The following is a 19,761-nucleotide window of genomic DNA, read 5'->3' as shown; positions in this document are numbered from 1 at the left end:
TAACAAAGTATAGTTAATTTATCAGACGAAAGATTTCGATAGAGGACATAGTTATTAACTGTGTCCTTTTTTTATTGTAACTACTCTAAAGCTTATATTCCTTTATCGAGTCAGCCATATCAATAGTATCCATACAGGTAATTTGGTTTATATGTGATACGCTTCCCAGTTTGTTTTTTCCATTTAAAGTCGGTGTTGGATATATTAATCTTGAATGTGTGTTTATAATGAAGGTTGAGTTTAAACTATTTACATAGATGAAATGGTAACATTCAATAATTTTGAAAACAGGATTTTTAGGTTCTCTTGTCTGGTTTGTTTGAGTGTTGTTTTAGTGAGGAGTTGCATTGCTTTTATCATTTATGATGACTACTACAAGAGTATTTCATTTTACTTCTCGATGCTTGATCTTCTGATTATAGGAGTGATTTATCTCTTCGCAAGCCAGAATAAGCACTACAGGTATCTTGATATCATATTTGTTATTTATGTAATAGTATCTATCGTAATCCATTTCCTTTTATCTCAGGGACATAATGGAACGATGCCCTATGTGCAGTTGATGGCAGCACCATTGATTGCTGCATTGGTAAGCTGGAGGCGGATTTTACCTTGGCTGATTCTTTTTTTTGTGATTACAATTGTACTTCATCTGATTAGTCATTTGAGAAGCGATTGGATCATTTATTACAGTGATGTCAGCTCATCCTTCCAGATGTGGGGATTATTTGTTTACATGTTGTCAATGCTTACAATCACATTGGTTGTTTCTATCTTAAGGCATAACTATCATGTAGCCTATCAGCTATCAATTACGAAAAGGCAAAAACTGGAGCAGCAGAGGCAATTGTTGGAAGAACAAAAACAGCAGATAGACCAGTCACTTGTATCTATAACTGAAAGTATTCAGTATGCCAAGAAGATACAGAATACGCTACTTCCCTCCGAAAATGAGCACTTAACCTTATTTTCAGACAGCTTTGTCTTTTTTCGTCCCAAGGATATTGTCAGCGGGGATTTTTATTGGTTTACACAAGTGGATAATTATAAAATTATTGTGGTGGCAGATTGTACAGGGCACGGTGTTCCAGGCGCTTTTATGTCAGTGTTGGGGTATGTTTTTTTGGATCAGATCATTAATTCCAAGAAAATCACCTCACCAGCTGAAATACTTACCCGACTGGATCGCAAAGTAGGGTCAACCTTGTCTTATGACGGAATGGATATGGCGATATGTGTTGTGGATACGGTACTTTCTACCTTGACTTTTGCAGGAGCAAAGATGCCACTATATTATGTGCAGGATGGGAAAAGTATACTACTGAAGGGTACGAAAAAAAGTGTGGGCGATCCCTATCGAGAAAATGTAGTGTTCGAAAACCATATGTTTTCAATTGATAGTCTCACAACCTGTTATTTATACTCTGATGGTTTTCAGGATCAGTTTGGAGGTGTCAAGAAGAAGAAGTTTATGTCTAAGAACCTGAGACTTCTTTTAAGTGGAATTGCTCCTCAAAGTATGAAAAGACAATATCTTGAGATTGATCGGGTATTTAAGGAGTGGAAAGCTGAGGAGGAACAGGTAGATGATGTACTTTTGGTTGGTTTTAGAATAGATAAATTTTAATGAAAAAAAGCTCTACACTAGCGTGTGCAGAGCTTGTATATGATATCTGTAGCGGCAAAAGCTTATTCAGATAAGATTTCCATGGTTAGGCCATCAACATCTTCCAGTTTGCTTTTTACCTCGTCAAAGAATTTTTCTCTTACCCAAAACTTGATCTGACAATCCATCTCAAAAGTCTGATTGCTGAAGTCAAGATCAAAGTTTTTAGCCACTTTCATCACATCGTTCATTTGAGGGTATTCAAAACGGATGTTGATATACTTCTGAAGGTATTCTGTGATAATTTCAGCATTGTCCAATGCTTCTGCTGTAGAAGTTTTATAAGCATTGATTAGTCCCGGAACACCCAGTTTTGTTCCACCGAAATAACGTATGACCACTACTAAAGTATCAGTCAGTTCCTTGGACCTGATTTGGTTGAGTATGGGAGTGCCAGCAGAGTTACTGGGTTCTCCATCATCATTGGCCCTGAACTTTATTTTATCGGCTCCTAGTATATAAGCATAGCACCAATGGCGTGCGTCGTAATATTGCTTGCGGTAGTCCTGAATAATCTCTTTGACATCGTCTTCAGTTCTGACCCTGTGTGCATAGGCAATGAATTTACTCCCTTTTTCTTTGTATAGTCCTTCTGAAATGCCTTCCAGCGTTAAATAAGAATCCTCCATGCTAAATGTTTTCAGTTAGTCTATTTTGATCAGTGATCTTGTTTTAGTGGTGATGGATAAAAAACTTTTCGGTCGCATCTACAACCTGTTGCATATGTACAGGAAGGGATGTCGCTTCCCAAGGGTGTTTGCTTCCAAATGTATGTGAGCCGCCTTCTATAATCAGTACATCACTATCAGGCTTTATCTCATTAAGGTATTGTGCTGCAGCTACGGGAACAGTTTCATCCACATCGCCATGAATCAGTAAAGTAGGAATTGCCAGACTTGCAATGGCTTTACCGACATCCAATCTGTCTTTGTTCTGGTTGAAGTCTTCCACGATCTGGTAGTGCAGTGGCAAGTTGTCACCGTTACGTCCGTTAACGACATGTGCAATGCCTTTTATTTTCCATTCAATCAGGAAGTCTTCTGAGAAGAATTTATCAACAGATGGAATAGAAGCCCAAGTAGCCACTTTTTTAATCCTACTGTCTTCAGCTGCTTTTAGTAGCGCCATACCGCCACCTCGGCTATGCCCGATAAGAAATACCTTGTCAAGATCAAGGTTCGGAATTGGACACTGACTGTCAAATATCCAGTCGATGGTAGTTCCAATATCATCAAGCTCTTTACTGAAGTTGTTTTCTGCAAAAGCATCAAAGTCCGTAATCTCAAAGGGCATGTCAAGTGTGGTGCCGTCGAAAGCTGTGTTGGATTTTACCACAGCGTAACCTAATTCAGCGTAATGCTCCGCAATCATGTTGAAGCATCCCCAATCCTTGAAGCCTTTGAATCCATGAATAAGTAAGATGACAGGTTTTTTGTCTACATGATTTTTCCATGTGGCATCTCCTAAGAATCGTTTCTGGTTATGCTTGGATGTCAATACGAACTCAACTTTCTTCATGCTAGGTATTGTCTTTTGTTTTGAACAGTAAAACTCAAAGATAAGGGAAGATCAAACTGAAAGGAAAGAAAGTGGGATAAATAGCAAAGGTAGTGGATAATTACTGTCCATTATTGAACAGTAATATGTTGATTTCGAACATTTATAGAGGTGGGGAGATACTATTGTAATCTTGTAAGTTATTGATAGTTAGTTACTTAAATTTAATGGTATAAGTGTTGGATAAAATAGAGTGATTATGAAATACTAACTAGTGTCGATTTAATTTATAGGTTATCAAAAAGAAATTTATCTGCGATACCAAACTACCATAAAAAGAGAGAAACTGTTTTTACTATCAATCTAGTGTTTTAGTACTTGTTCAATCAGAGATTGATTGAATTATTCTAGTGTCGATTTAATGTCAAATGAAAAAGGATGTATCTGTGTGGATACATCCTTTTTGTTTGCAATATAAAGTGGATTAGGCCACTACCTCATCACGTTCAACACGAAGGTTGTTGATGATAAAGTTTTGGCGCTCCATTGTGTTTTTACCCATATAATATTTAAGGATATCATTAATGGTTGTATCCTTATCCAATAGCACAGGCTCTAGTCTGATATCTTCACCAATAAAGCCACCAAACTCTCCTGGAAATCTCACCAAGACCCTTAAATCGGGTGATCTCAGGTTTGTTGCCTAGTTCTTGAATGGCTGCTTTACGTTCTTCGTCAGAGTAACAGTAGATGGTTTTCTTCTTGTTTCTTACCCTGAATAGTGGTGTTTCCAAGATATAAAGGTGTCCTTGTTTGACCAGATCAGGGAAGAATTGCAGGAAGAACGTTAAAACCAACAGGCGAATGTGCATACCATCCACATCGGCATCTGTAGCAATTACAACCCTGTTGTAACGAAGTCCTTCAATACCGTCTTCAATATTCAATGCATGTTGAAGAAGGTTGAATTCTTCATTTTCGTAAACAATTTTCTTGGTTAAGCCAAAGCTGTTCAATGGTTTACCTCTCAAACTGAATACCGCTTGTGTCTGAACGTCACGAGCTTTAGTAATACTACCGCTGGCTGAGTCACCCTCGGTGATGAATAGCGTAGTGGCAAGCTTTTTCTCTTCGTCGTTTTTCTTGTCGTTGTAGTGCGCTCTACAGTCTCTTAGCTTTTTGTTGTGAAGACTGGCTTTTTTGGCACGTTCGTTAGCCAATTTTTTGACACCAGCAATTTCCTTACGCTCTCTTTCAGACTGAAGAATTCGTTTCAGCATCATTTGAGCTACTTCAGGATGTTTATGCAGGTAATCGTCCAGTTCTTTCTTTACAAACTCATTGACAAATGTACGGATAGTTGGTCCATCAGGCCCAATATTAAGCGATCCAAGTTTTGTCTTAGTTTGAGATTCAAATACAGGCTCCTGAACACGTATGGCAACAGCGGCTTCAATTGATGCTCGAATATCTGTTGCATCAAAGTTTTTACCGAAGTGCTCACGTATTGTGCGTACCAATGCCTCACGCAGTGCCGCTTGGTGTGTACCTCCTTGGGTAGTGTACTGTCCGTTTACGAAAGTATAGTACTCTTCACCATACTGATTGGTATGGGTAAGTGCTACTTCTATCTCTTCACCTTTTAGGTGAATGATTGGGTAACGACGGTTTTCCTCAATTGACTTTCTGCTTAGCAGGTCCAACAGTCCGTTTTTGGAGAAGTACTTCTTTCCATTATAATTGACATGAAGCCCAGCGTTCAGGTATGCGTAGTTCCATATCTGATTCTCAAGGTATTCAGGAATAAAACGGAAGTGCTTAAAGACAGTATTGTCAGGTTTAAAGAAAACACGAGTACCGTTTGGCTCAGAAGATTTTTCAATATTGTATTCCTTCGTCAGTTTTCCTTGCTCAAATTCCGCTGTTTTCTTTTGGCCATCACGAACAGATGTAACCCTGAAGAAAGACGAAAGGGCGTTTACAGCCTTTGTACCTACACCATTCAGACCTACTGACTTTTGAAAGGCACTTGAGTCGTATTTTGCACCCGTGTTAATCTTGGATACACAATCGATCACCTTTCCAAGCGGAATACCACGGCCAAAATCTCGGACTTCTACGCTGTCTTCATTGACTGTGATGTCAATTTGCTTACCGAAGCCCATCATATGTTCGTCGATACTGTTGTCGACTACTTCTTTGACCAAGACATAGATACCGTCATCCGGAGCAGAGCCATCGCCTAGTTTACCGATGTACATCCCCGGACGTAGCCGGATATGTTCTCTCGGTTCCAGCGACTTAATGCTGTCCTCCGTATAGTTGTGTTGAGTTTTGCTAGACATAATTGTATATAAAAAATTATGGCTGAAGCTATCCTGTCTTTGTGTAGGCGATTGCAAACCCAACACTTCTGACTAAGAATTGCTTCTATCCTTTAATTTATCAGTCAATTCATGTGAAAGCATTCTAAATACTTTCGCGTTAAAGATTAAATGCTTACAAATTTAACAAAAATACAAATCCTGTAAAATAAGTCAATTTTATTGGCATTTAATTGTAGGTCAAATATGATTATCCTCACATCGGCCTACGGGCAGTTACATAGATTTTTTCCCAATAATTGGAATTGAGTTTGTCTGTTGTAACACCTCTGGATGTAGAAGCATGAATAAATGTGATGTCATCACCATTTACTTGTGTAATCATCCCTACGTGAGTGATACGAGACCCTCCTGGATATGTGAAAAACACCAGATCACCAGGACGTAGTTCAGACTTATTTATCGCTGTACCGGTTTGAGCCTGTTGTCTTGATACCCTTGGTAGGGTTACGCCTACTTTTTGGTATGATACATACATTAAGCCAGAACAGTCAATTCCTTTTTTGGTCAGGCCACCCATTTTATACCTGGTTCCCATCCACTTTTGGGCTTCCTCAATCACTACAGCTGAAGCACCAGCAGGACCCTCATTAACGACAGGTTTACTGACAATTGCTGTATTTTCGGAAGAGGCATTCAGGTTATTTTTTAACCTGTATTCCGCCACTTTCAGACCTGTTTCTTCCAACAGCTTTTCATGTCTTGCCTGATATGTATGTTTTGAGGAATTACACCCTGACTGTACCGCTAGTATGAAGATCAAGGAGTACCATACATGGGTTTTAAAATTTTTCATCCCGGCAAAATAATAAGTTTGTGATAAAATTAACTTGGGTTTGACTTTTTTAGCAGTCTTTCACTTTGCCCACGGCTTTTATCCACCTGTCAGGTAAGTTACCTTCCAAGGCATCTTGATAGTCTTTGTAGCTGCATGGGATAATTTGTCCATTTACAGGAGTCTCATCTTCTGTAAAGGCAACTTCCATCCACCACTTATCGGAAAGCTTGCTTTTATAAAAGACTAATGTTTGGAGAGATTCGTCAATTGGGATAATATATTTTGTATGAAAATTACTGAAAAAGCTATATTCTGGTCGTCTTTTACTGTAACCTTCTACAAAATACCATACCATAACAGACAACAACATAGCAGTATCACCCTGAATATCCTTCTTTGGTGCATAATTGTAAAAACCAACGGATGTAAGTTGTTCATTTAACCCTGCATACCAGCAGAGCTGACAAGCTTCTTCCGGTGTTAGCCCAAAAATATTGTTGTGATAAGCACCTTGACATTCTGACTTTCGGATAGCGCTGATGTCAAAGCTCAAAATATTGGCACTGCGAATAACGGGTTCTGTTTCTTGGAGGTTGTCTCGTATTTGCCCAATACTTGTTAGGTCAGCATTAAGCTTTGACAGCTGAAGTAAGGTGTTTTTGTCTGTGATAAACCGCTGATAAGCCAAGTGGCTATATTCAATTTTTGAAGGGTACAGTTCCAAAATTCGGAATAAATGCTCTTCACTGGGAATACCACTTTGTTCCATATCTGGCTTTGCATCAACCCCAACAATTCCCAACGTTTTTTCTGTATCGTGGTAAGCCTTTACCTGAGCCAAATCAAGGTCATGGCTTCCTCCAATAATCAGGGGTAGGGTATTATTGGCCAATAAGTATTCGCAAACCTTTTGCAGTTTATCATACGTGTCAGAAAGCAATGCCCCTGTGATAAGTTCACCTAGGTCCACGATCTTGCAGGAAACGGTCAAGTCCTTCAGGTTATAAAGCTGCTTTCTAAATTTTACAAACCCATTCTTAGGGTTTTCGGATAATGGCAAACCTCTGTATTCTGGTACAAATACCAATGCAATGTCTGCAGCTTCCCAATCAGGAAAGTGTTCAGCAATATGGAAGTCTGTGTTGTCTGACATTGTACCTGCTTCTCTGACAGGTAAAGTGTCTTGTGCAATTGGGTGGAAAAACTGTTTGAGTTCCATGTGGTAAAAAATTGGTATTTGCCTTGGCAGTGTTTAATTTAACTCTATCACAATACGGTTTTTTCTCCTTAATACAGAAGCATGAAAAACGGATAAACCGGACAGCTTTAGAAGTATACAGATAAAACTAAAATTTAAAAGGATGCCAAGTTGTCAATATTTGTATATTTGTCGCTTTGTACCACTGAGTACATAAGATATTTCAATTGAATCAAATTTGATTTTGCAAGAATCACAAATCTATCAAAAATAAACATAATGAAGTTATTAACCGTAGGGTCTGTGGCTTTTGATGCTATCGAAACGCCATTCGGAAAAACTGATAAAATCATTGGAGGTGCTGGAACATACATTTCCATTACAGGTTCTTATTTTACTCCTGAGCAAGGTGTAGTTTCTGTGGTTGGTGGAGATTTCCCTAAAGAGGAGATCGAAATGCTGAAAAGCAGAAAGATTGATTTGGAAGGTTTACAGGTAAAAGAAGATGAGAAAACATTCTTTTGGTCTGGTAAATACCATAATGATCTGAATACACGTGATACCCTGGTTACAGAACTGAATGTGTTGGGTACTTTTGATCCTATTGTACCTGAAAGCTATCAAGAGGCGGACTACCTGATGTTGGGCAACCTTTCTCCTCAAGTACAGAAGCAGGTAATTGAGCGCATGGCAAAACGTCCTAAACTGATCGTGATGGATACGATGAATTTCTGGATGGATATCGCTTGGGATGACCTGATGGAGACAATCAAAATGGTTGATGTACTTTCTATCAATGATGAGGAAGCTCGCCAGATGTCAGGAGAGTACTCATTGGTAAAGGCTGCCAGAAAAATCATTGAAATGGGACCAAAAGTCCTGATCATCAAGAAAGGTGAGCATGGAGCGCTGTTGTTCCACGGACAGAATATGTTCTTTGCACCTGCATTGCCACTGGAAGAGGTTTTTGACCCAACAGGAGCAGGAGATACATTTGCTGGAGGGTTTATTGGCTATTTGGCGAAAACGGATGATACCTCATTTGAAAATATGAAGCGTGCCGTTCTTTATGGTTCAGCAATGGCATCTTTCTGTGTGGAAAGGTTCGGTACAGAAAAGCTGTTGGATATTACGCCAGTGGAACTGTCGGAAAGAGTACAAATGTTCCGAGACCTTGTAGCGGTTGAAGGAAGAATCTAAATCACAGTACGCTGTATAGATAAAAAAGGGAAGCGATTTTTGAGTCGCTTCCCTTTTTATTTTCTTAGTTGACCTGACGGATATCGCCTGATCCTGAAATTTTCACATGTTGTCTGTCTGGTTTTCCCTTATAAGTGATGTTTCCAGAACCTGATACCTTAGCATCAAGGTTGTCAGAAACACTCACTTTTACATCTCCTGAGCCACTGACTCTGATCTCACATGTTTTCGTGCTTAACTCCATTGCATCTACATCTGAAGACCCACTCAATGAAATACCAGCATTGTCTGCTCTTCCTGTCAGGGTAATGTCACTTGAACCAGATAGCGCTACAGATAAGTCATTGCAGTCAATTTCAAACTTCATATCACCAGAACCACTGCTAGCAAGGTCAAGTGATGGCGCTTTCAGAGGTGATTTTGAAACGATATCACTCGATCCAGATGAAGACACCGACTTAACAGATTTATAGGTAAGGTAGATTTTTACGGAACCTGATTTGCTCCATCCCCATCCATTATTTTTCTTAGGTTTGATACGAAGTTTCGACCCTTCCACTTCGGTTTTTATATCTTCAGGCTCATAGTCTCCTTTGCATTCAATGCGAACTTCCTCTTTGTTTCCTTTTTCCATGATTACATCAAAAGAACCTGATACTGCTACCTGATCAAAGGATTCTAGTTGACGTGTTTCAGTTTGGGCAAATGTACAAGCAGAAAGGAGTACAAAGAATAATGAAACGAAAAGTTGTTTTTTCATGGTTGTAATTTTAATTCTGTTTTTACAATAGATGACACAGCTTTTCAAGTTTGTATTTTCGCTGTGCCTGACACTAGTAATCATAAAGACATTGGATAATATCAAGGGTTGCATGTAGGGCAGAAAAAATTATATATCTTTGGTGCAGAATTAATATTTGGCAGTATAAATGCCATCCAATAGTCCTATGTTTGAAGATAGGCAATTCAGGTAAAACTATTATGAGCAGATGGTGTTTCACTATCTGGAACTCAGTACCTGATTACAAAATTATTTATCAACATATATGTCCGACATAGCCGACCAACTTTGAGATGAGGCTGGAGAGCTATGAGTAGGGCATGGTCTAATAGCAAAACCATGAATTCATCTCAACTCAAAGAGTTAAAGGCAAGAGTAGATGCCTTGAGGGGGTATCTTTGACTACGATAACAAAGTAAAACAGATCGAGGAAGAGGAAAAGCAGACCACAGCACCTAACTTTTGGGATGATCCAAAACAAGCGGAAGTAATCCTGAAAGAAATAAAGGGTAAAAAATCTTGGGTAGATGACTATGACAATGTCAAAGCCTTGTATGAGGACCTTGAAACGTTGTACGAATTCTACGAGGCAGGAGATGTGGAGCTTGAAGAGATTACAAAAGAAGCAGTAAAGACTGAAGAGGCAATTGAAAACCTTGAAGTCAAAAAAATGCTGAGTGGTGAGGAAGACCGAATGAGTGCCATGCTTGAGATTAATGCAGGTGCTGGCGGTACGGAATCCAACGACTGGGCAGGAATGCTGATGCGTATGTACATCATGTGGGGTGAAAGCAATGGTTTCAAAGTAAAGCAAGTCAATATCAGTGACGGCGATGTGGCAGGTGTGAAGTCTGCAACATTGGAGTTTGAAGGAGATTTTGGCTATGGTTACTTGAAGTCGGAAATTGGTGTTCACCGCTTGGTACGTATTTCTCCTTTTGATTCAGGAGGAAGAAGACATACTTCTTTTGCGTCTATCTTTGTATACCCTGTAGCAGATGATTCAATTAACATTGAAATTAGCCCTGCGGATATCACATGGGATACATTCAGAGCCGGTGGCGCTGGAGGTCAGAACGTAAACAAGGTAGAAACAGCTGTACGTCTGAAGCACGCTCCTTCAGGGTTGATCATTGAATGTCAGCAAGAACGCTCTCAGCTTCAGAACAAGGAAAAGGCAATGAAGATGTTGAAGTCCCGCCTTTACCAACTTGAGCTGGAAAAGAGAAACGCTGAACGTGACAAGCTTGAAAGCTCAAAGATGAGAATTGATTTTGGTTCACAAATCCGTAACTACGTGATGCACCCATATAAGCTGGTTAAAGACCTGCGTACGAGTGTAGAGCGCACAGATGTGCAGCGTGTCATGGATGGTGACCTGAACGATTTCATCAAAGCATTTTTGATGGCACAGTAAAATGTGACTAAATGGCTGAGTAGGGAGTGATTCTATCATGACTGCTTAGCCATTTTTTCTAAACACATATATATAATTAACAACAGGGAGACTGGTGACTCCTAATTACAAAAACTGTAACCTTAATACCATAAGCACATGCAAGAGATTTTGAATCAATTGGGTATCAAAGAGCTGAATCCAGCTTTTTCAACAGGGGTAAAAGATGCTGAAATAGGCGGTAGAGAAATAAGAGAAATCTACTCTCCTGCTGACGGTAAGCTGATTGCCAAGGTGGAAATGGCAAATACTTCAGATCTGGACAATATCATTAAGGCTTCACAAGAGGCATTTAAAGTTTGGAGAAAGGTACCAGCTCCTCAAAGAGGAGAGATTGTTAGACAAATTGGAGACAAGCTGAGAGAGAATAAGGATGCACTTGGCAGCTTGGTGACTTACGAAATGGGTAAGATTTACCAAGAAGGTTTGGGAGAAGTGCAGGAGATGATTGATATCTGCGATTTTGCAGTAGGCTTGTCACGACAATTGTATGGTTTGAGTATGCACTCAGAGCGTCCTTCTCATAGAATGTATGAGCAATGGCATCCAATCGGGCTTGTGGGTATTATCTCAGCATTTAATTTCCCAGTAGCAGTGTGGTCATGGAATGCAATGATTGCAGCAGTATGTGGAGATGTTTGTATCTGGAAACCATCTGAAAAAACACCATTGACAGCGATTGCTTGTCAGAATATTATCAAATCTGTACTGAAAGACAACAACCTTCCTGAAGGTATCTTTAGCTTTATTATTGGTGATGCAACAGTTGGTGCAGCCATGTCAAAAGATGAGCGTATTCCTCTGATCTCAGCGACAGGTTCGACTCGTATGGGTAAGAAAGTGGCAGAGACAGTTGGTGCAAGACTGGGTAAGTCACTCCTTGAGCTAGGAGGAAACAATGCTGTAATCATTACAGAGAATGCAGACCTCGAAATGGCTATCAGAGCAACTGTGTTTGGTTCTGTTGGTACTTGTGGTCAGCGTTGTACTTCAACTCGTAGACTTATTATCCATGAAAGTGTTTACAATGAGGTGAAAGATCGTTTGGTGAAGATTTACCAGACACTGTCTATTGGTAACCCATTGAAACAAGGCACACTTGTAGGACCTATGATTGATAAGGATGCCGTTAATGGATTCTTGAATGCCATTGAGAAGGTACAAGTAGAAGGAGGTACCCTGCTAACTGGAGGGGAGGTACTGGAAGGAGAAGGTTTCGAATCAGGAACTTATGTAAAGCCTGCTTTAGCTGAGGCTAGTAATGATTTCCAGATAGTTCAGGAAGAAACTTTTGCACCAATCCTATACTTGATCAAATACAGTGGAGGAGTTGACGAGGCTATTGATATTCAGAATAGCGTGAAGCAAGGTCTTTCATCAGCCATCTTTACACAACATATCCGTGAATCAGAAGCATTCTTGTCAGCTCTTGGTTCTGACTGTGGAATAGCAAATGTCAATATTGGTACATCAGGTGCTGAGATTGGTGGTGCATTCGGTGGTGAGAAAGAAACTGGAGGTGGACGTGAGTCTGGTTCAGATGCATGGAAAGCTTACATGAGAAGACAGACCAATACAATAAATTATAGTGCAGATTTACCGCTTGCACAGGGAATTGAGTTTGATATCTAAGTTTCTCATGTACCTTTCTAAGGTGAAATTCACTAATATGTTGGTGGCAAAGGGAACTTAAGGGTGAAGGTCAACAAGTCTCTTAATGTCATGGAGCGTTTTTACGTTGATAACACTATAAATGTTGCTGTGGCTGATAAAAAATACCTTTGTGACGAATGTATGTTAATCCAAAAGCCGGAAGCTTACACATGTAATAGCTTCCGGCTTTTGATATTTGAAATGTTCAATGATATATCGAACTTCCTATCTGTAAAATGCATAACGAATGTGTTAAAGCTGAATTAAGTGCAATACTGAATAGTTTTTAAAAGGACCTAATTAAAGACTTGCAACAGTGACCATTTTTTTGAAAATTCAGCTCAAGGACCCTATGACAAAACAAAAAACCTATTCGCATGGCTGATCAAAAGAAGTATTTTGCTGTAATGCTGATCGATGACAATGAAATTGACAACTTGATTAATCACAAGATGATCGAGGCTTCAAATATCAGCGAGAATATCTATATCCACTCTGGTGCTAAAAGTGCGATTGAATTTCTGAAGAACATGGAAAAGCTTTCGGATTTTGCTGATAAAATACTACCTGATGTCATCTTCTTGGATATAGATATGCCACTTATGGATGGATTCCAGTTTTTGGACCTGTTTGACAAACTAAGTGACAAAATCAAAAAGCGCTGTAAAATTGTAATGTTGACCTCTTCTGTTAACCCACAGGATATTAATCGATCAAAAAATTACAGTTATGTGAAAAAGTATATTAACAAGCCTTTGACCCAACAAAATATAACGGGACTTGAAATGTAAATGTAAGACCATAATAAAAAGTAAAGAACATTTAAGCCTTCGTGAGTTTCATGAGGGTTTTTTTTGTTGGTTCAGTAAAAATGAAAAAAGCCAAAGTCACATAGGACAATGGCTTTCAGTATAAGTAAAGTAAGAGGCATTGATTTAGCTTTTGATTTCAGTATAAGGATCATTTCTGCATATGACATGTTTGAATTTATCATCGATCCTAACAAAATGAATAGGGGAGAAGTTTCTAGGTTGAGGCGTTATCAGAAATTTTTCAGAAAGGCTATTTACCTTAATTTCCTTGTCACGTTTGACATCACTTAATCCTGTTTTCAGCATCTTTACAAACAGGACTACATCTTCACAGTTTTCTTTTCCTAGTATTCTAATTTGTCTCTGAATACTGCTGATGAGTTGGTTGAAAAGTTCAAAATCCCTCATGCAGCAATACTGTAAGGCTAGTACAGCCTTGATTTCAAGCATGGCATAAGGGTATTTTTTTAAACTCATTTCATTTAGTAAGTTATTGATCCACCTTGCGGCTTCATCATACTTATCTGCATAGTAACAGGAAAGCGACCTGTATAATATATAGTTGATATAATTCGGGATGTCATCCATATCAGGGGAGTAATCCTCGAATATTTTGGAGCATTCTTCATACATTTCCGCTTCTGTTTCAAGTCTTAGATGCCTACTGATTTTAGTGTACATGAATTGAGAAGGGAAGGTGAATATATTACAGTATGATAGTAAGGCAGAGGCAGAGTTATTTACTTCATCATAGAAGGAGCCTGCTTTCCTATACACGCGGTAATGGTTATAGTATTCCAGTTTCAGAAATTCAAAAACGAGCTTGAGGTGAAAATAGACAGCATCCTTATGGTACTCTTCAAAGATTAAGTCAATGCGGTCAAAGATATCTTCGATTGCTTCTTCCCCATTATCAAACTCTGTCTGCTCTTCTGCCATTACGAATAACCTATGAAATATATTGACACAGCTTTTGTAGACATAAGGGCGGTGTGAATCATATAAATCACACATATTGTTGATTTCCTTTTTCAGGTAATCCAGACTCAGTTTTTCTATTTCATCACCCGTCAAGGTAAATACACTGAACTTTTTGAAGTAATCTGCTAGGATATCTTCAATCTTGTCAATGGCAAGCATGTAGGAAACGTGCTTGTTGTAAAGCTGTGAATAATGAAAGAAGTCTGGAGAATTGATATGTAACTTTTTAAGTGCCTTATAAACCACCGTAAGTTCATTGGACAGGTCATAGTCCAATAACTCTTTTTCAAGTTTTTTGAGCGTTGCAATTGAAATGGCTTTTTTCTTAGTGAAAACCATTTCATTGATGTTGGATACTTTCTTCAGAAGGTCCGTTCTCGGACTTTCCATTTGTTGCAACAAGTGTTCCTCAATTTTTTGGTTTAATCGTGAACGAAGCGTGTAGTAAGCATTTGTATTGACTTGTAGGACTTCCAGAATCTGGTTGTCGGACATATTGCGGCTTCTCATCGCTTTGAGCAGAAAAGCTGACTTATCAGCATTACTGCTTGTCAAGGAGTGGTAGATTGCGTCGAAATCTTCCTCTGACAGTTGTTTGATGATATGCTTTAATTTTGCCATAAGTTAATGAGGTTAATTTCAGTAGTCTGGATACTGGATAACTGATTTTGTTTTTGATGTTCACGCAAGGCGGGAAGCAGCGTGAGTTGGTCAAAAGAATGTAAGGATATAACGTGGAGAATATGGGAGTCGAACCCATGACCTCTTGCATGCCATGCAAGCGCTCTAGCCAACTGAGCTAATTCCCCGCTTATAGGTCAATGGTTATGTGTTTTAGTACAAACTAATTGAACGAGGAATAACGAAAAGGTTTGGCCAATCGTTAGCTTTCATTCAATCATTTATTTAAAATATAACTAAAATATTACTTATCAAATCTTCACCTCTGAAAAAGCGCCTTTTTATGGTTATATATGCATTGTTATATAATGATTGGGCGCTATTTGAGTATAATCAATAGGTTTGTCAGAAAGGCGTTTACAAACCCGATTCAAAACAGATGTAATATTTTGTGGTAATAGTGATAAAAGCTTCGTTATAAATAACTTTATGGGCTAATTTTTACGCATGGAACAGTAGTGTCGGTTGTAAATTGTTATGAGTTCATTAGAAGCGTCTAACCATACTATTTCTTAGAATATTCATATACTCATCAGCATCCTTATTGGAGAAACCAAGTTTCTCTGTTAGCATATGGTAAGCTTCTCCTTCATTGTATGAAGCCATAATTCCCATTAACTCATTATTTATATCACTTTTTCTATGTGGTACATCAAAAGTGTCTGAAGCTTTTCTTCCTTCAAAAAAGGAAAGAAAAGTTGTCAGTGAATGCTCATTGATAGTATCACCTTTCAGGTACTGAGTGAGTAGCCTCGAGGTAAATGAAAGAGGAGCTTCATAAAAGAAAGTCAAAAATGAAATAGCTTCAGCAGCATGTTGTGGTAACAAGTCTGCCAAATAGTTTTTAGGATAAAAGGAGGTGCTATTTTCTTCTTTTATCTTTTCTATAATATAAGTACTCTCATCAGGAGCACAGCCTTCTTCGATCAGCAATACTTGGCCTTTATCCCATTGGCCATTGCGAACATACTGTAATACTTTATTAAGTAGTTTTTGGGTTATAAGGGTCATGGTTCTTAGCTAAATATTATCAATTGAGAATGAGCCTGTTCGATGTAATATTATAACGGCTTCTTCTCAAATCTTATATAATATTTGCTAAAATAAAGGGAAGAAAAAAGTAATTGAGGATAAAAGACCTTAGATTCTTTATGATTTTTTACCTTTCCAAGTAATAATCCAATTTCTTATAATAAATTGTCCAAATTCAGTTAGGATAGCTTCAGGGTGAAATTGTACTCCTTTTATAGGGAGCGATTGATGTGTGATAGCCATAACTTCTTCCTTGTCAGTGGTAGCAGTGACAGAAAGAGGGGCTTTGACATCCTCTAATAATAAAGAATGGTACCGTACAATTTTGAATTTTTCGGGGAGGTCTTTAAAAAGGGGGTCGTTATTCATTTGTGAGATAAATGATATTTTCCCATGCATTGGACGCTCGGCTTTGACAAGTGAAGCACCAAAGAATTCTCCAATGGCTTGATGTCCCAAACAGATACCTAAAACAGGGAGTTTATCGTGGTAGTATTCAAGTACTTGCATTAGGTTGCCAGCTTTCTGAGGAGATTCAGGACCAGGTGACAAAACAACGGCATCATACTGATTACAAATAATATCCTTAATAGGGGTGTTGTTTCTTACAACGTGGCATTTTTCTCCTGCTTGAGCAAAATAATCAGCAAGGTTATATGTAAACGAATCAAAATTATCCAATAAAAGTATCATGCCTTCTCCTCATTAATCATGTCAAGGTCAATTTAACCTTGAACGCTCTTCATATAATCAGTTACTGATGTGCTGGTCAAACAGGTTGTGAATATGCTCTGCTTTTTCTCCAATTGTGGGTGCCAACATGGCTCCAGTATCTACAAGCCAGCCATGTAAGTCAAGTAGTACAGGGTAAATCATATAGTTGTCAATGGTTGCCTTAGAAGGACCCAAGCCGGCAGAGTTAAACAGTCCGAGGATAATGGATAACGAAATGGCATATTTGAAACCACCAGTAATTAAGGCAGCTACATTGTCAAGGTCATCCAATACGGAGTAGTCTACCCACTCTTGCAGTTTTCTTCCAACGAGGTTCAAGGCAATTGTACCTACGATATAAAATAAGAGGAAGAGAAAAAATACAGTAGATTTCGGAGTCTGAATGCCTAACAGTTCTTGTGTGTTGGTAGATAAAGCAACCACTCCCATAAAAACAATAAACACTCCTACCAGAAAAACGGCTGTAGAGATGACTTCAAGCAGAAATCCCCTTTTGAAGCCTTTATAGGCACCATAAACGATACTTCCTCCAAGAAAAATATCTACAATGCTGATATATCCAGTAGTTACCTCCAAGGTTACCATATAATTGAAACCAATGATTTAGAAATTGATTTAGTATTTCATATCACCATACTGCCTGTAGAATTGTTGACAGTATGGTGATTTTACTATTCAGTTAATTACTGATTGAGTAATTTCTTTACGAAATCAGCTACCTTCTTATTGTCAGCTTTACCTGCCAATTCTTTAGAAGCCATTCCCATAACCTTACCCATGTCCTTGATTGAAGTAGCACCTGTTTTAGCGATGATTTCGCTTACCGCGTTAGATATTTCTTCGTCAGACATTTGCTGAGGTAAGAATTTCTCAATTACAGCCAATTCTTTCAGTTCAACTTCGGCTAGTTCTTCTCTTCCAGCATCTTGATATACTTGAGCAGAGTCTTTACGTTGCTTGGCTTCTTTCATAAGCAGTTGAAACTCCTCTGCTTCTGTCAGCTCTTCTGATGCCCCACTAGCAGTCTCAGCAAGCTGAATTTTTGCCTTGATAGACTTCAGCGCTGTAAGTGTATCTTTATCTTTGGCCTTCATGGCCGTTTTCATCTCTTCCTGTATTCTAGCTTTTAAGCTCATTTTATAGTTATTTTGTTTAATATTATGCAATTGCACTTATGGATGCAGATACATAAAATACTGCATTTTTCATGTGAATACCATGGAATAATCCATGAAAGCAGTTTCAGGTCAATATTACAAACAAGTTATTTTTAAACCAAAATCTAAAATTGGATGACTAGACTGAGCGTAAATATCAATAAGGTGGCTACGCTGAGAAACGCGAGGGGCGGCAACAATCCAGACGTTATACAGGTGGCAAGAGACTGCGAAAGGTTCGGAGCTGAAGGAATAACAGTACATCCTAGACCGGATGAACGCCATATCCGCTTCCGTGATGTGACAGAGCTCAAAGAGATTGTAACTACAGAATTCAATATAGAAGGAAACCCCAATGAAAGGTTCATGCAATTGGTTTTGGATACGCAACCTGCTCAGGCTACGCTCGTGCCAGATGCAGATGATGCCATTACATCAAATGCAGGTTGGGATACAATCAAACACAAAGATTTCCTTATTGATGTAGTGAAAGAGTTGAAAAGTCATGGTATTAGGACTTCAATCTTTGTGGATCCAATTGTGGAAATGGTAGAAGGAGCGGCTATTATTGGTGCCGATAGGGTAGAGCTATACACTGAGCCATATGCAGAACAATACGGTGAAAACCCTGAAGCAGCAATTGCTCCTTATGTTAAGGCAGCTAAAGCAGCTAAGGCAGCAGGCTTGGGACTTAATGCAGGACATGACCTTGACTTGCAGAACCTGAAATATTTCCATCAGCATATAGAAGGACTTGATGAAGTGTCAATAGGGCATGCTTTAATTTGTGATGCATTGTATTATGGTTTGGAGAATACCATTCAGATGTATCTGAGACAATTACAATAGCATAGCTTTATAAAGCTAATTGAAGAAAGGCAACTTGTTTCTAGAAGCAAGTTGCTTTTTATGTTTTAGGAAAGAACCGAAACAAATACTTTTACATAACTTGTTCTTTTAATAAAGAAAGAAAATGGAACGAGATAAAAAGAAGGCTGACTTAAACCAATTTGTAGAATACTCTTGTCTGCATCCAACAGTTACAGAACGTGAAGTGATGGAGACAATTGAATTAGTGGTTGAACACAATTATGGTGGAATATGTCTACCTCCTTATTGGGTTAAGAAGGCAAGAAGAGAGTTGGCTGGTGCTGACACCAAGCTCATAACGGTAGTAGGTTACCCTTTTGGTTATAGCCGATCAGAACCAAAACGCATTGAAATTGAAAAAGCAATTGATGAAGGTGTAGATGAATTGGACATTACGATGAACTTTACTGCATTTAAATCAGATAGTACAGGTTGGGCTAAGGTTGAAGTCGCACAATTTTCTAAAATAGCGCATGTAAGTAATGTGTTTATGAAAATAATAATTGAAACTGCTTATCTTATGCCAACTGAAATTCAAAAAGCATGTAAGATCAGTGTAGATGGAGGAGCCGATTTTGTAAGTCTTGGTACAGGACTTGTTCATACGGTTCCTGATCAAAGTACTGTGCAATATGTACGTGACTTGTTGCCCAAAACAGTAGGTGTGAAATCTTATAGTTTTGAGTTGAAAGCAATAGAAAGTATATTAGAAGCAGGTGCTGAACGTGTTGGTTTTTTATCAAAATCAATAGTTTCTCCATAAAGCTGATTGTAACATGCCAAATTTATTACATTAGCCAAAAACTATATTAAGAAGCACAATAGTGCTCGCCTATAAGTGAACTACTCTGAATAATTTTTTAAGTTACTTTAATAGCCT

17 protein-coding genes, 1 tRNA gene and 1 pseudogene are annotated in these 19,761 nt (G+C 38.6%); 7 read left to right on the top strand and 12 right to left on the bottom strand.

Going from position 1 to position 19,761, the window contains the following annotated elements:
• The first annotated feature begins 262 nt into the window (after nucleotides 1-262).
• Nucleotides 263-1,627 (top strand): PP2C family protein-serine/threonine phosphatase, encoded by a 1,365-nt coding sequence (locus V6R21_RS22650; RefSeq protein ID WP_334245821.1) that lies wholly within the window; start codon nucleotides 263-265, stop codon nucleotides 1,625-1,627.
• A 62-nt stretch (nucleotides 1,628-1,689) separates the two neighbouring features.
• Here V6R21_RS22650 and V6R21_RS22645 read toward each other — a convergent pair whose 3' ends face one another.
• The 5 genes and pseudogenes from V6R21_RS22645 to V6R21_RS22625 form a co-directional block, all read right to left on the bottom strand.
• Nucleotides 1,690-2,295 (bottom strand): IMPACT family protein, encoded by a 606-nt coding sequence (locus V6R21_RS22645; protein WP_334245820.1) that lies wholly within the window; start codon nucleotides 2,293-2,295, stop codon nucleotides 1,690-1,692.
• A gap of 43 nt (nucleotides 2,296-2,338) precedes the next feature.
• A complete protein-coding gene (locus tag V6R21_RS22640; RefSeq protein ID WP_334245819.1) occupies nucleotides 2,339-3,184 on the bottom strand; it encodes an alpha/beta hydrolase family protein in 846 nt (281 codons plus the stop codon).
• A 463-nt stretch (nucleotides 3,185-3,647) separates the two neighbouring features.
• Nucleotides 3,648-5,508, bottom strand: a pseudogene (locus V6R21_RS22635) (DNA topoisomerase IV subunit B).
• 235 nt (nucleotides 5,509-5,743) lie between these two features.
• Nucleotides 5,744-6,343: a C40 family peptidase gene (locus V6R21_RS22630; RefSeq protein ID WP_334245818.1), complete on the bottom strand. Its 600-nt coding sequence runs from the start codon at nucleotides 6,341-6,343 to the stop codon at nucleotides 5,744-5,746.
• Nucleotides 6,344-6,392: 49 nt separating this feature from the next.
• Complete coding sequence (locus V6R21_RS22625) at nucleotides 6,393-7,544, bottom strand: arginase family protein (RefSeq protein ID WP_334245817.1); 1,152 nt, start codon at nucleotides 7,542-7,544, stop codon at nucleotides 6,393-6,395.
• 258 nt (nucleotides 7,545-7,802) lie between these two features.
• On the opposite strand from V6R21_RS22625, the gene V6R21_RS22620 reads away from it, so the two are divergent.
• Nucleotides 7,803-8,723 (top strand): PfkB family carbohydrate kinase, encoded by a 921-nt coding sequence (locus V6R21_RS22620; protein WP_334245816.1) that lies wholly within the window; start codon nucleotides 7,803-7,805, stop codon nucleotides 8,721-8,723.
• 64 nt (nucleotides 8,724-8,787) lie between these two features.
• On the opposite strand, the gene V6R21_RS22615 is transcribed toward V6R21_RS22620, so the two are convergent.
• On the bottom strand, nucleotides 8,788-9,483 hold the full coding sequence (locus V6R21_RS22615; protein ID WP_334245815.1) for a head GIN domain-containing protein: 696 nt from the start codon (nucleotides 9,481-9,483) through the stop codon (nucleotides 8,788-8,790).
• Between the two features lie 360 nt (nucleotides 9,484-9,843).
• On the opposite strand from V6R21_RS22615, the gene prfB reads away from it, so the two are divergent.
• The 3 genes from prfB (at nucleotide 9,844) to V6R21_RS22600 (ending at nucleotide 13,404) form a co-directional block, all read left to right on the top strand.
• A protein-coding gene (gene prfB / locus V6R21_RS22610) for a peptide chain release factor 2 (protein WP_334245814.1) occupies nucleotides 9,844-10,921 on the top strand; the annotation gives its coding sequence in 2 pieces (ribosomal slippage) (nucleotides 9,844-9,903 and nucleotides 9,905-10,921; 1,077 coding nt in all).
• A 138-nt stretch (nucleotides 10,922-11,059) separates the two neighbouring features.
• Nucleotides 11,060-12,592, top strand: a complete 1,533-nt coding sequence (amaB, locus tag V6R21_RS22605; protein WP_334245813.1) for an L-piperidine-6-carboxylate dehydrogenase — start codon at nucleotides 11,060-11,062, stop codon at nucleotides 12,590-12,592.
• Nucleotides 12,593-12,990: 398 nt separating this feature from the next.
• The gene (locus tag V6R21_RS22600) at nucleotides 12,991-13,404 is read left to right on the top strand and encodes a response regulator (protein WP_334245812.1); all 414 of its coding nucleotides are present in this window, start codon (nucleotides 12,991-12,993) and stop codon (nucleotides 13,402-13,404) included.
• Nucleotides 13,405-13,548: 144 nt separating this feature from the next.
• Here V6R21_RS22600 and V6R21_RS22595 read toward each other — a convergent pair whose 3' ends face one another.
• From V6R21_RS22595 to V6R21_RS22570, 6 genes are all read right to left on the bottom strand, one after another.
• The gene (locus V6R21_RS22595; protein ID WP_334245811.1) at nucleotides 13,549-15,027 is read right to left on the bottom strand and encodes a hypothetical protein; all 1,479 of its coding nucleotides are present in this window, start codon (nucleotides 15,025-15,027) and stop codon (nucleotides 13,549-13,551) included.
• Nucleotides 15,028-15,141: 114 nt separating this feature from the next.
• Nucleotides 15,142-15,215: transfer RNA gene (locus V6R21_RS22590), tRNA-Ala, on the bottom strand.
• 358 nt (nucleotides 15,216-15,573) lie between these two features.
• Nucleotides 15,574-16,098 (bottom strand): hypothetical protein, encoded by a 525-nt coding sequence (locus V6R21_RS22585; RefSeq protein WP_334245810.1) that lies wholly within the window; start codon nucleotides 16,096-16,098, stop codon nucleotides 15,574-15,576.
• A gap of 138 nt (nucleotides 16,099-16,236) precedes the next feature.
• A complete protein-coding gene (locus V6R21_RS22580) occupies nucleotides 16,237-16,812 on the bottom strand; it encodes an anthranilate synthase component II (protein ID WP_334245809.1) in 576 nt (191 codons plus the stop codon).
• Nucleotides 16,813-16,869: 57 nt separating this feature from the next.
• Nucleotides 16,870-17,439, bottom strand: coding sequence for a CvpA family protein (locus V6R21_RS22575; protein ID WP_334245808.1), 570 nt, complete (start codon nucleotides 17,437-17,439; stop codon nucleotides 16,870-16,872).
• Nucleotides 17,440-17,537: 98 nt separating this feature from the next.
• Nucleotides 17,538-17,990 (bottom strand): GatB/YqeY domain-containing protein, encoded by a 453-nt coding sequence (locus tag V6R21_RS22570; RefSeq protein WP_334245807.1) that lies wholly within the window; start codon nucleotides 17,988-17,990, stop codon nucleotides 17,538-17,540.
• A 156-nt stretch (nucleotides 17,991-18,146) separates the two neighbouring features.
• Between V6R21_RS22570 and V6R21_RS22565 the strand changes: the two genes are divergently transcribed.
• Nucleotides 18,147-18,860 (top strand): pyridoxine 5'-phosphate synthase, encoded by a 714-nt coding sequence (locus tag V6R21_RS22565; RefSeq protein ID WP_334245806.1) that lies wholly within the window; start codon nucleotides 18,147-18,149, stop codon nucleotides 18,858-18,860.
• Between the two features lie 124 nt (nucleotides 18,861-18,984).
• Nucleotides 18,985-19,644 carry a deoxyribose-phosphate aldolase gene (gene deoC, locus V6R21_RS22560; RefSeq protein WP_334245805.1) on the top strand — a complete coding sequence of 220 codons (660 nt, stop codon included), beginning with the start codon at nucleotides 18,985-18,987 and terminating at the stop codon, nucleotides 19,642-19,644.
• The last annotated feature ends 117 nt before the right edge of the window (nucleotides 19,645-19,761 follow it).

Source organism: Limibacter armeniacum, from assembly GCF_036880985.1.
GTDB classification, from domain to species: Bacteria; Bacteroidota; Bacteroidia; order Cytophagales; family Flammeovirgaceae; genus Limibacter; species Limibacter armeniacum.
The sequence above is the reverse complement of the archived record's forward strand: the minus strand, read 5'-3'. Positions and strand labels throughout refer to the sequence as shown.

Excerpts from the sequence above, each read along its gene's own strand:
- V6R21_RS22600 (WP_334245812.1), top strand. The coding sequence starts at position 12,991 with ATGGCTGATCAAAAGAAGTATTTTGCTGTAATGCTGATCGATGACAAT.
- V6R21_RS22585 (WP_334245810.1), bottom strand. The coding sequence starts at position 16,098 with ATGACCCTTATAACCCAAAAACTACTTAATAAAGTATTACAGTATGTT.
- V6R21_RS22625 (WP_334245817.1), bottom strand. The coding sequence starts at position 7,544 with ATGGAACTCAAACAGTTTTTCCACCCAATTGCACAAGACACTTTACCT.
- V6R21_RS22595 (WP_334245811.1), bottom strand. The coding sequence starts at position 15,027 with ATGGCAAAATTAAAGCATATCATCAAACAACTGTCAGAGGAAGATTTC.
- V6R21_RS22645 (WP_334245820.1), bottom strand. The coding sequence starts at position 2,295 with ATGGAGGATTCTTATTTAACGCTGGAAGGCATTTCAGAAGGACTATAC.
- V6R21_RS22620 (WP_334245816.1), top strand. The coding sequence starts at position 7,803 with ATGAAGTTATTAACCGTAGGGTCTGTGGCTTTTGATGCTATCGAAACG.
- V6R21_RS22575 (WP_334245808.1), bottom strand. The coding sequence starts at position 17,439 with ATGGTAACCTTGGAGGTAACTACTGGATATATCAGCATTGTAGATATT.
- V6R21_RS22580 (WP_334245809.1), bottom strand. The coding sequence starts at position 16,812 with ATGATACTTTTATTGGATAATTTTGATTCGTTTACATATAACCTTGCT.
- V6R21_RS22630 (WP_334245818.1), bottom strand. The coding sequence starts at position 6,343 with ATGAAAAATTTTAAAACCCATGTATGGTACTCCTTGATCTTCATACTA.
- V6R21_RS22650 (WP_334245821.1), top strand. The coding sequence starts at position 263 with ATGGTAACATTCAATAATTTTGAAAACAGGATTTTTAGGTTCTCTTGT.
- V6R21_RS22640 (WP_334245819.1), bottom strand. The coding sequence starts at position 3,184 with ATGAAGAAAGTTGAGTTCGTATTGACATCCAAGCATAACCAGAAACGA.
- V6R21_RS22615 (WP_334245815.1), bottom strand. The coding sequence starts at position 9,483 with ATGAAAAAACAACTTTTCGTTTCATTATTCTTTGTACTCCTTTCTGCT.
- deoC (WP_334245805.1), top strand. The coding sequence starts at position 18,985 with ATGGAACGAGATAAAAAGAAGGCTGACTTAAACCAATTTGTAGAATAC.
- V6R21_RS22565 (WP_334245806.1), top strand. The coding sequence starts at position 18,147 with ATGACTAGACTGAGCGTAAATATCAATAAGGTGGCTACGCTGAGAAAC.
- amaB (WP_334245813.1), top strand. The coding sequence starts at position 11,060 with ATGCAAGAGATTTTGAATCAATTGGGTATCAAAGAGCTGAATCCAGCT.
- V6R21_RS22570 (WP_334245807.1), bottom strand. The coding sequence starts at position 17,990 with ATGAGCTTAAAAGCTAGAATACAGGAAGAGATGAAAACGGCCATGAAG.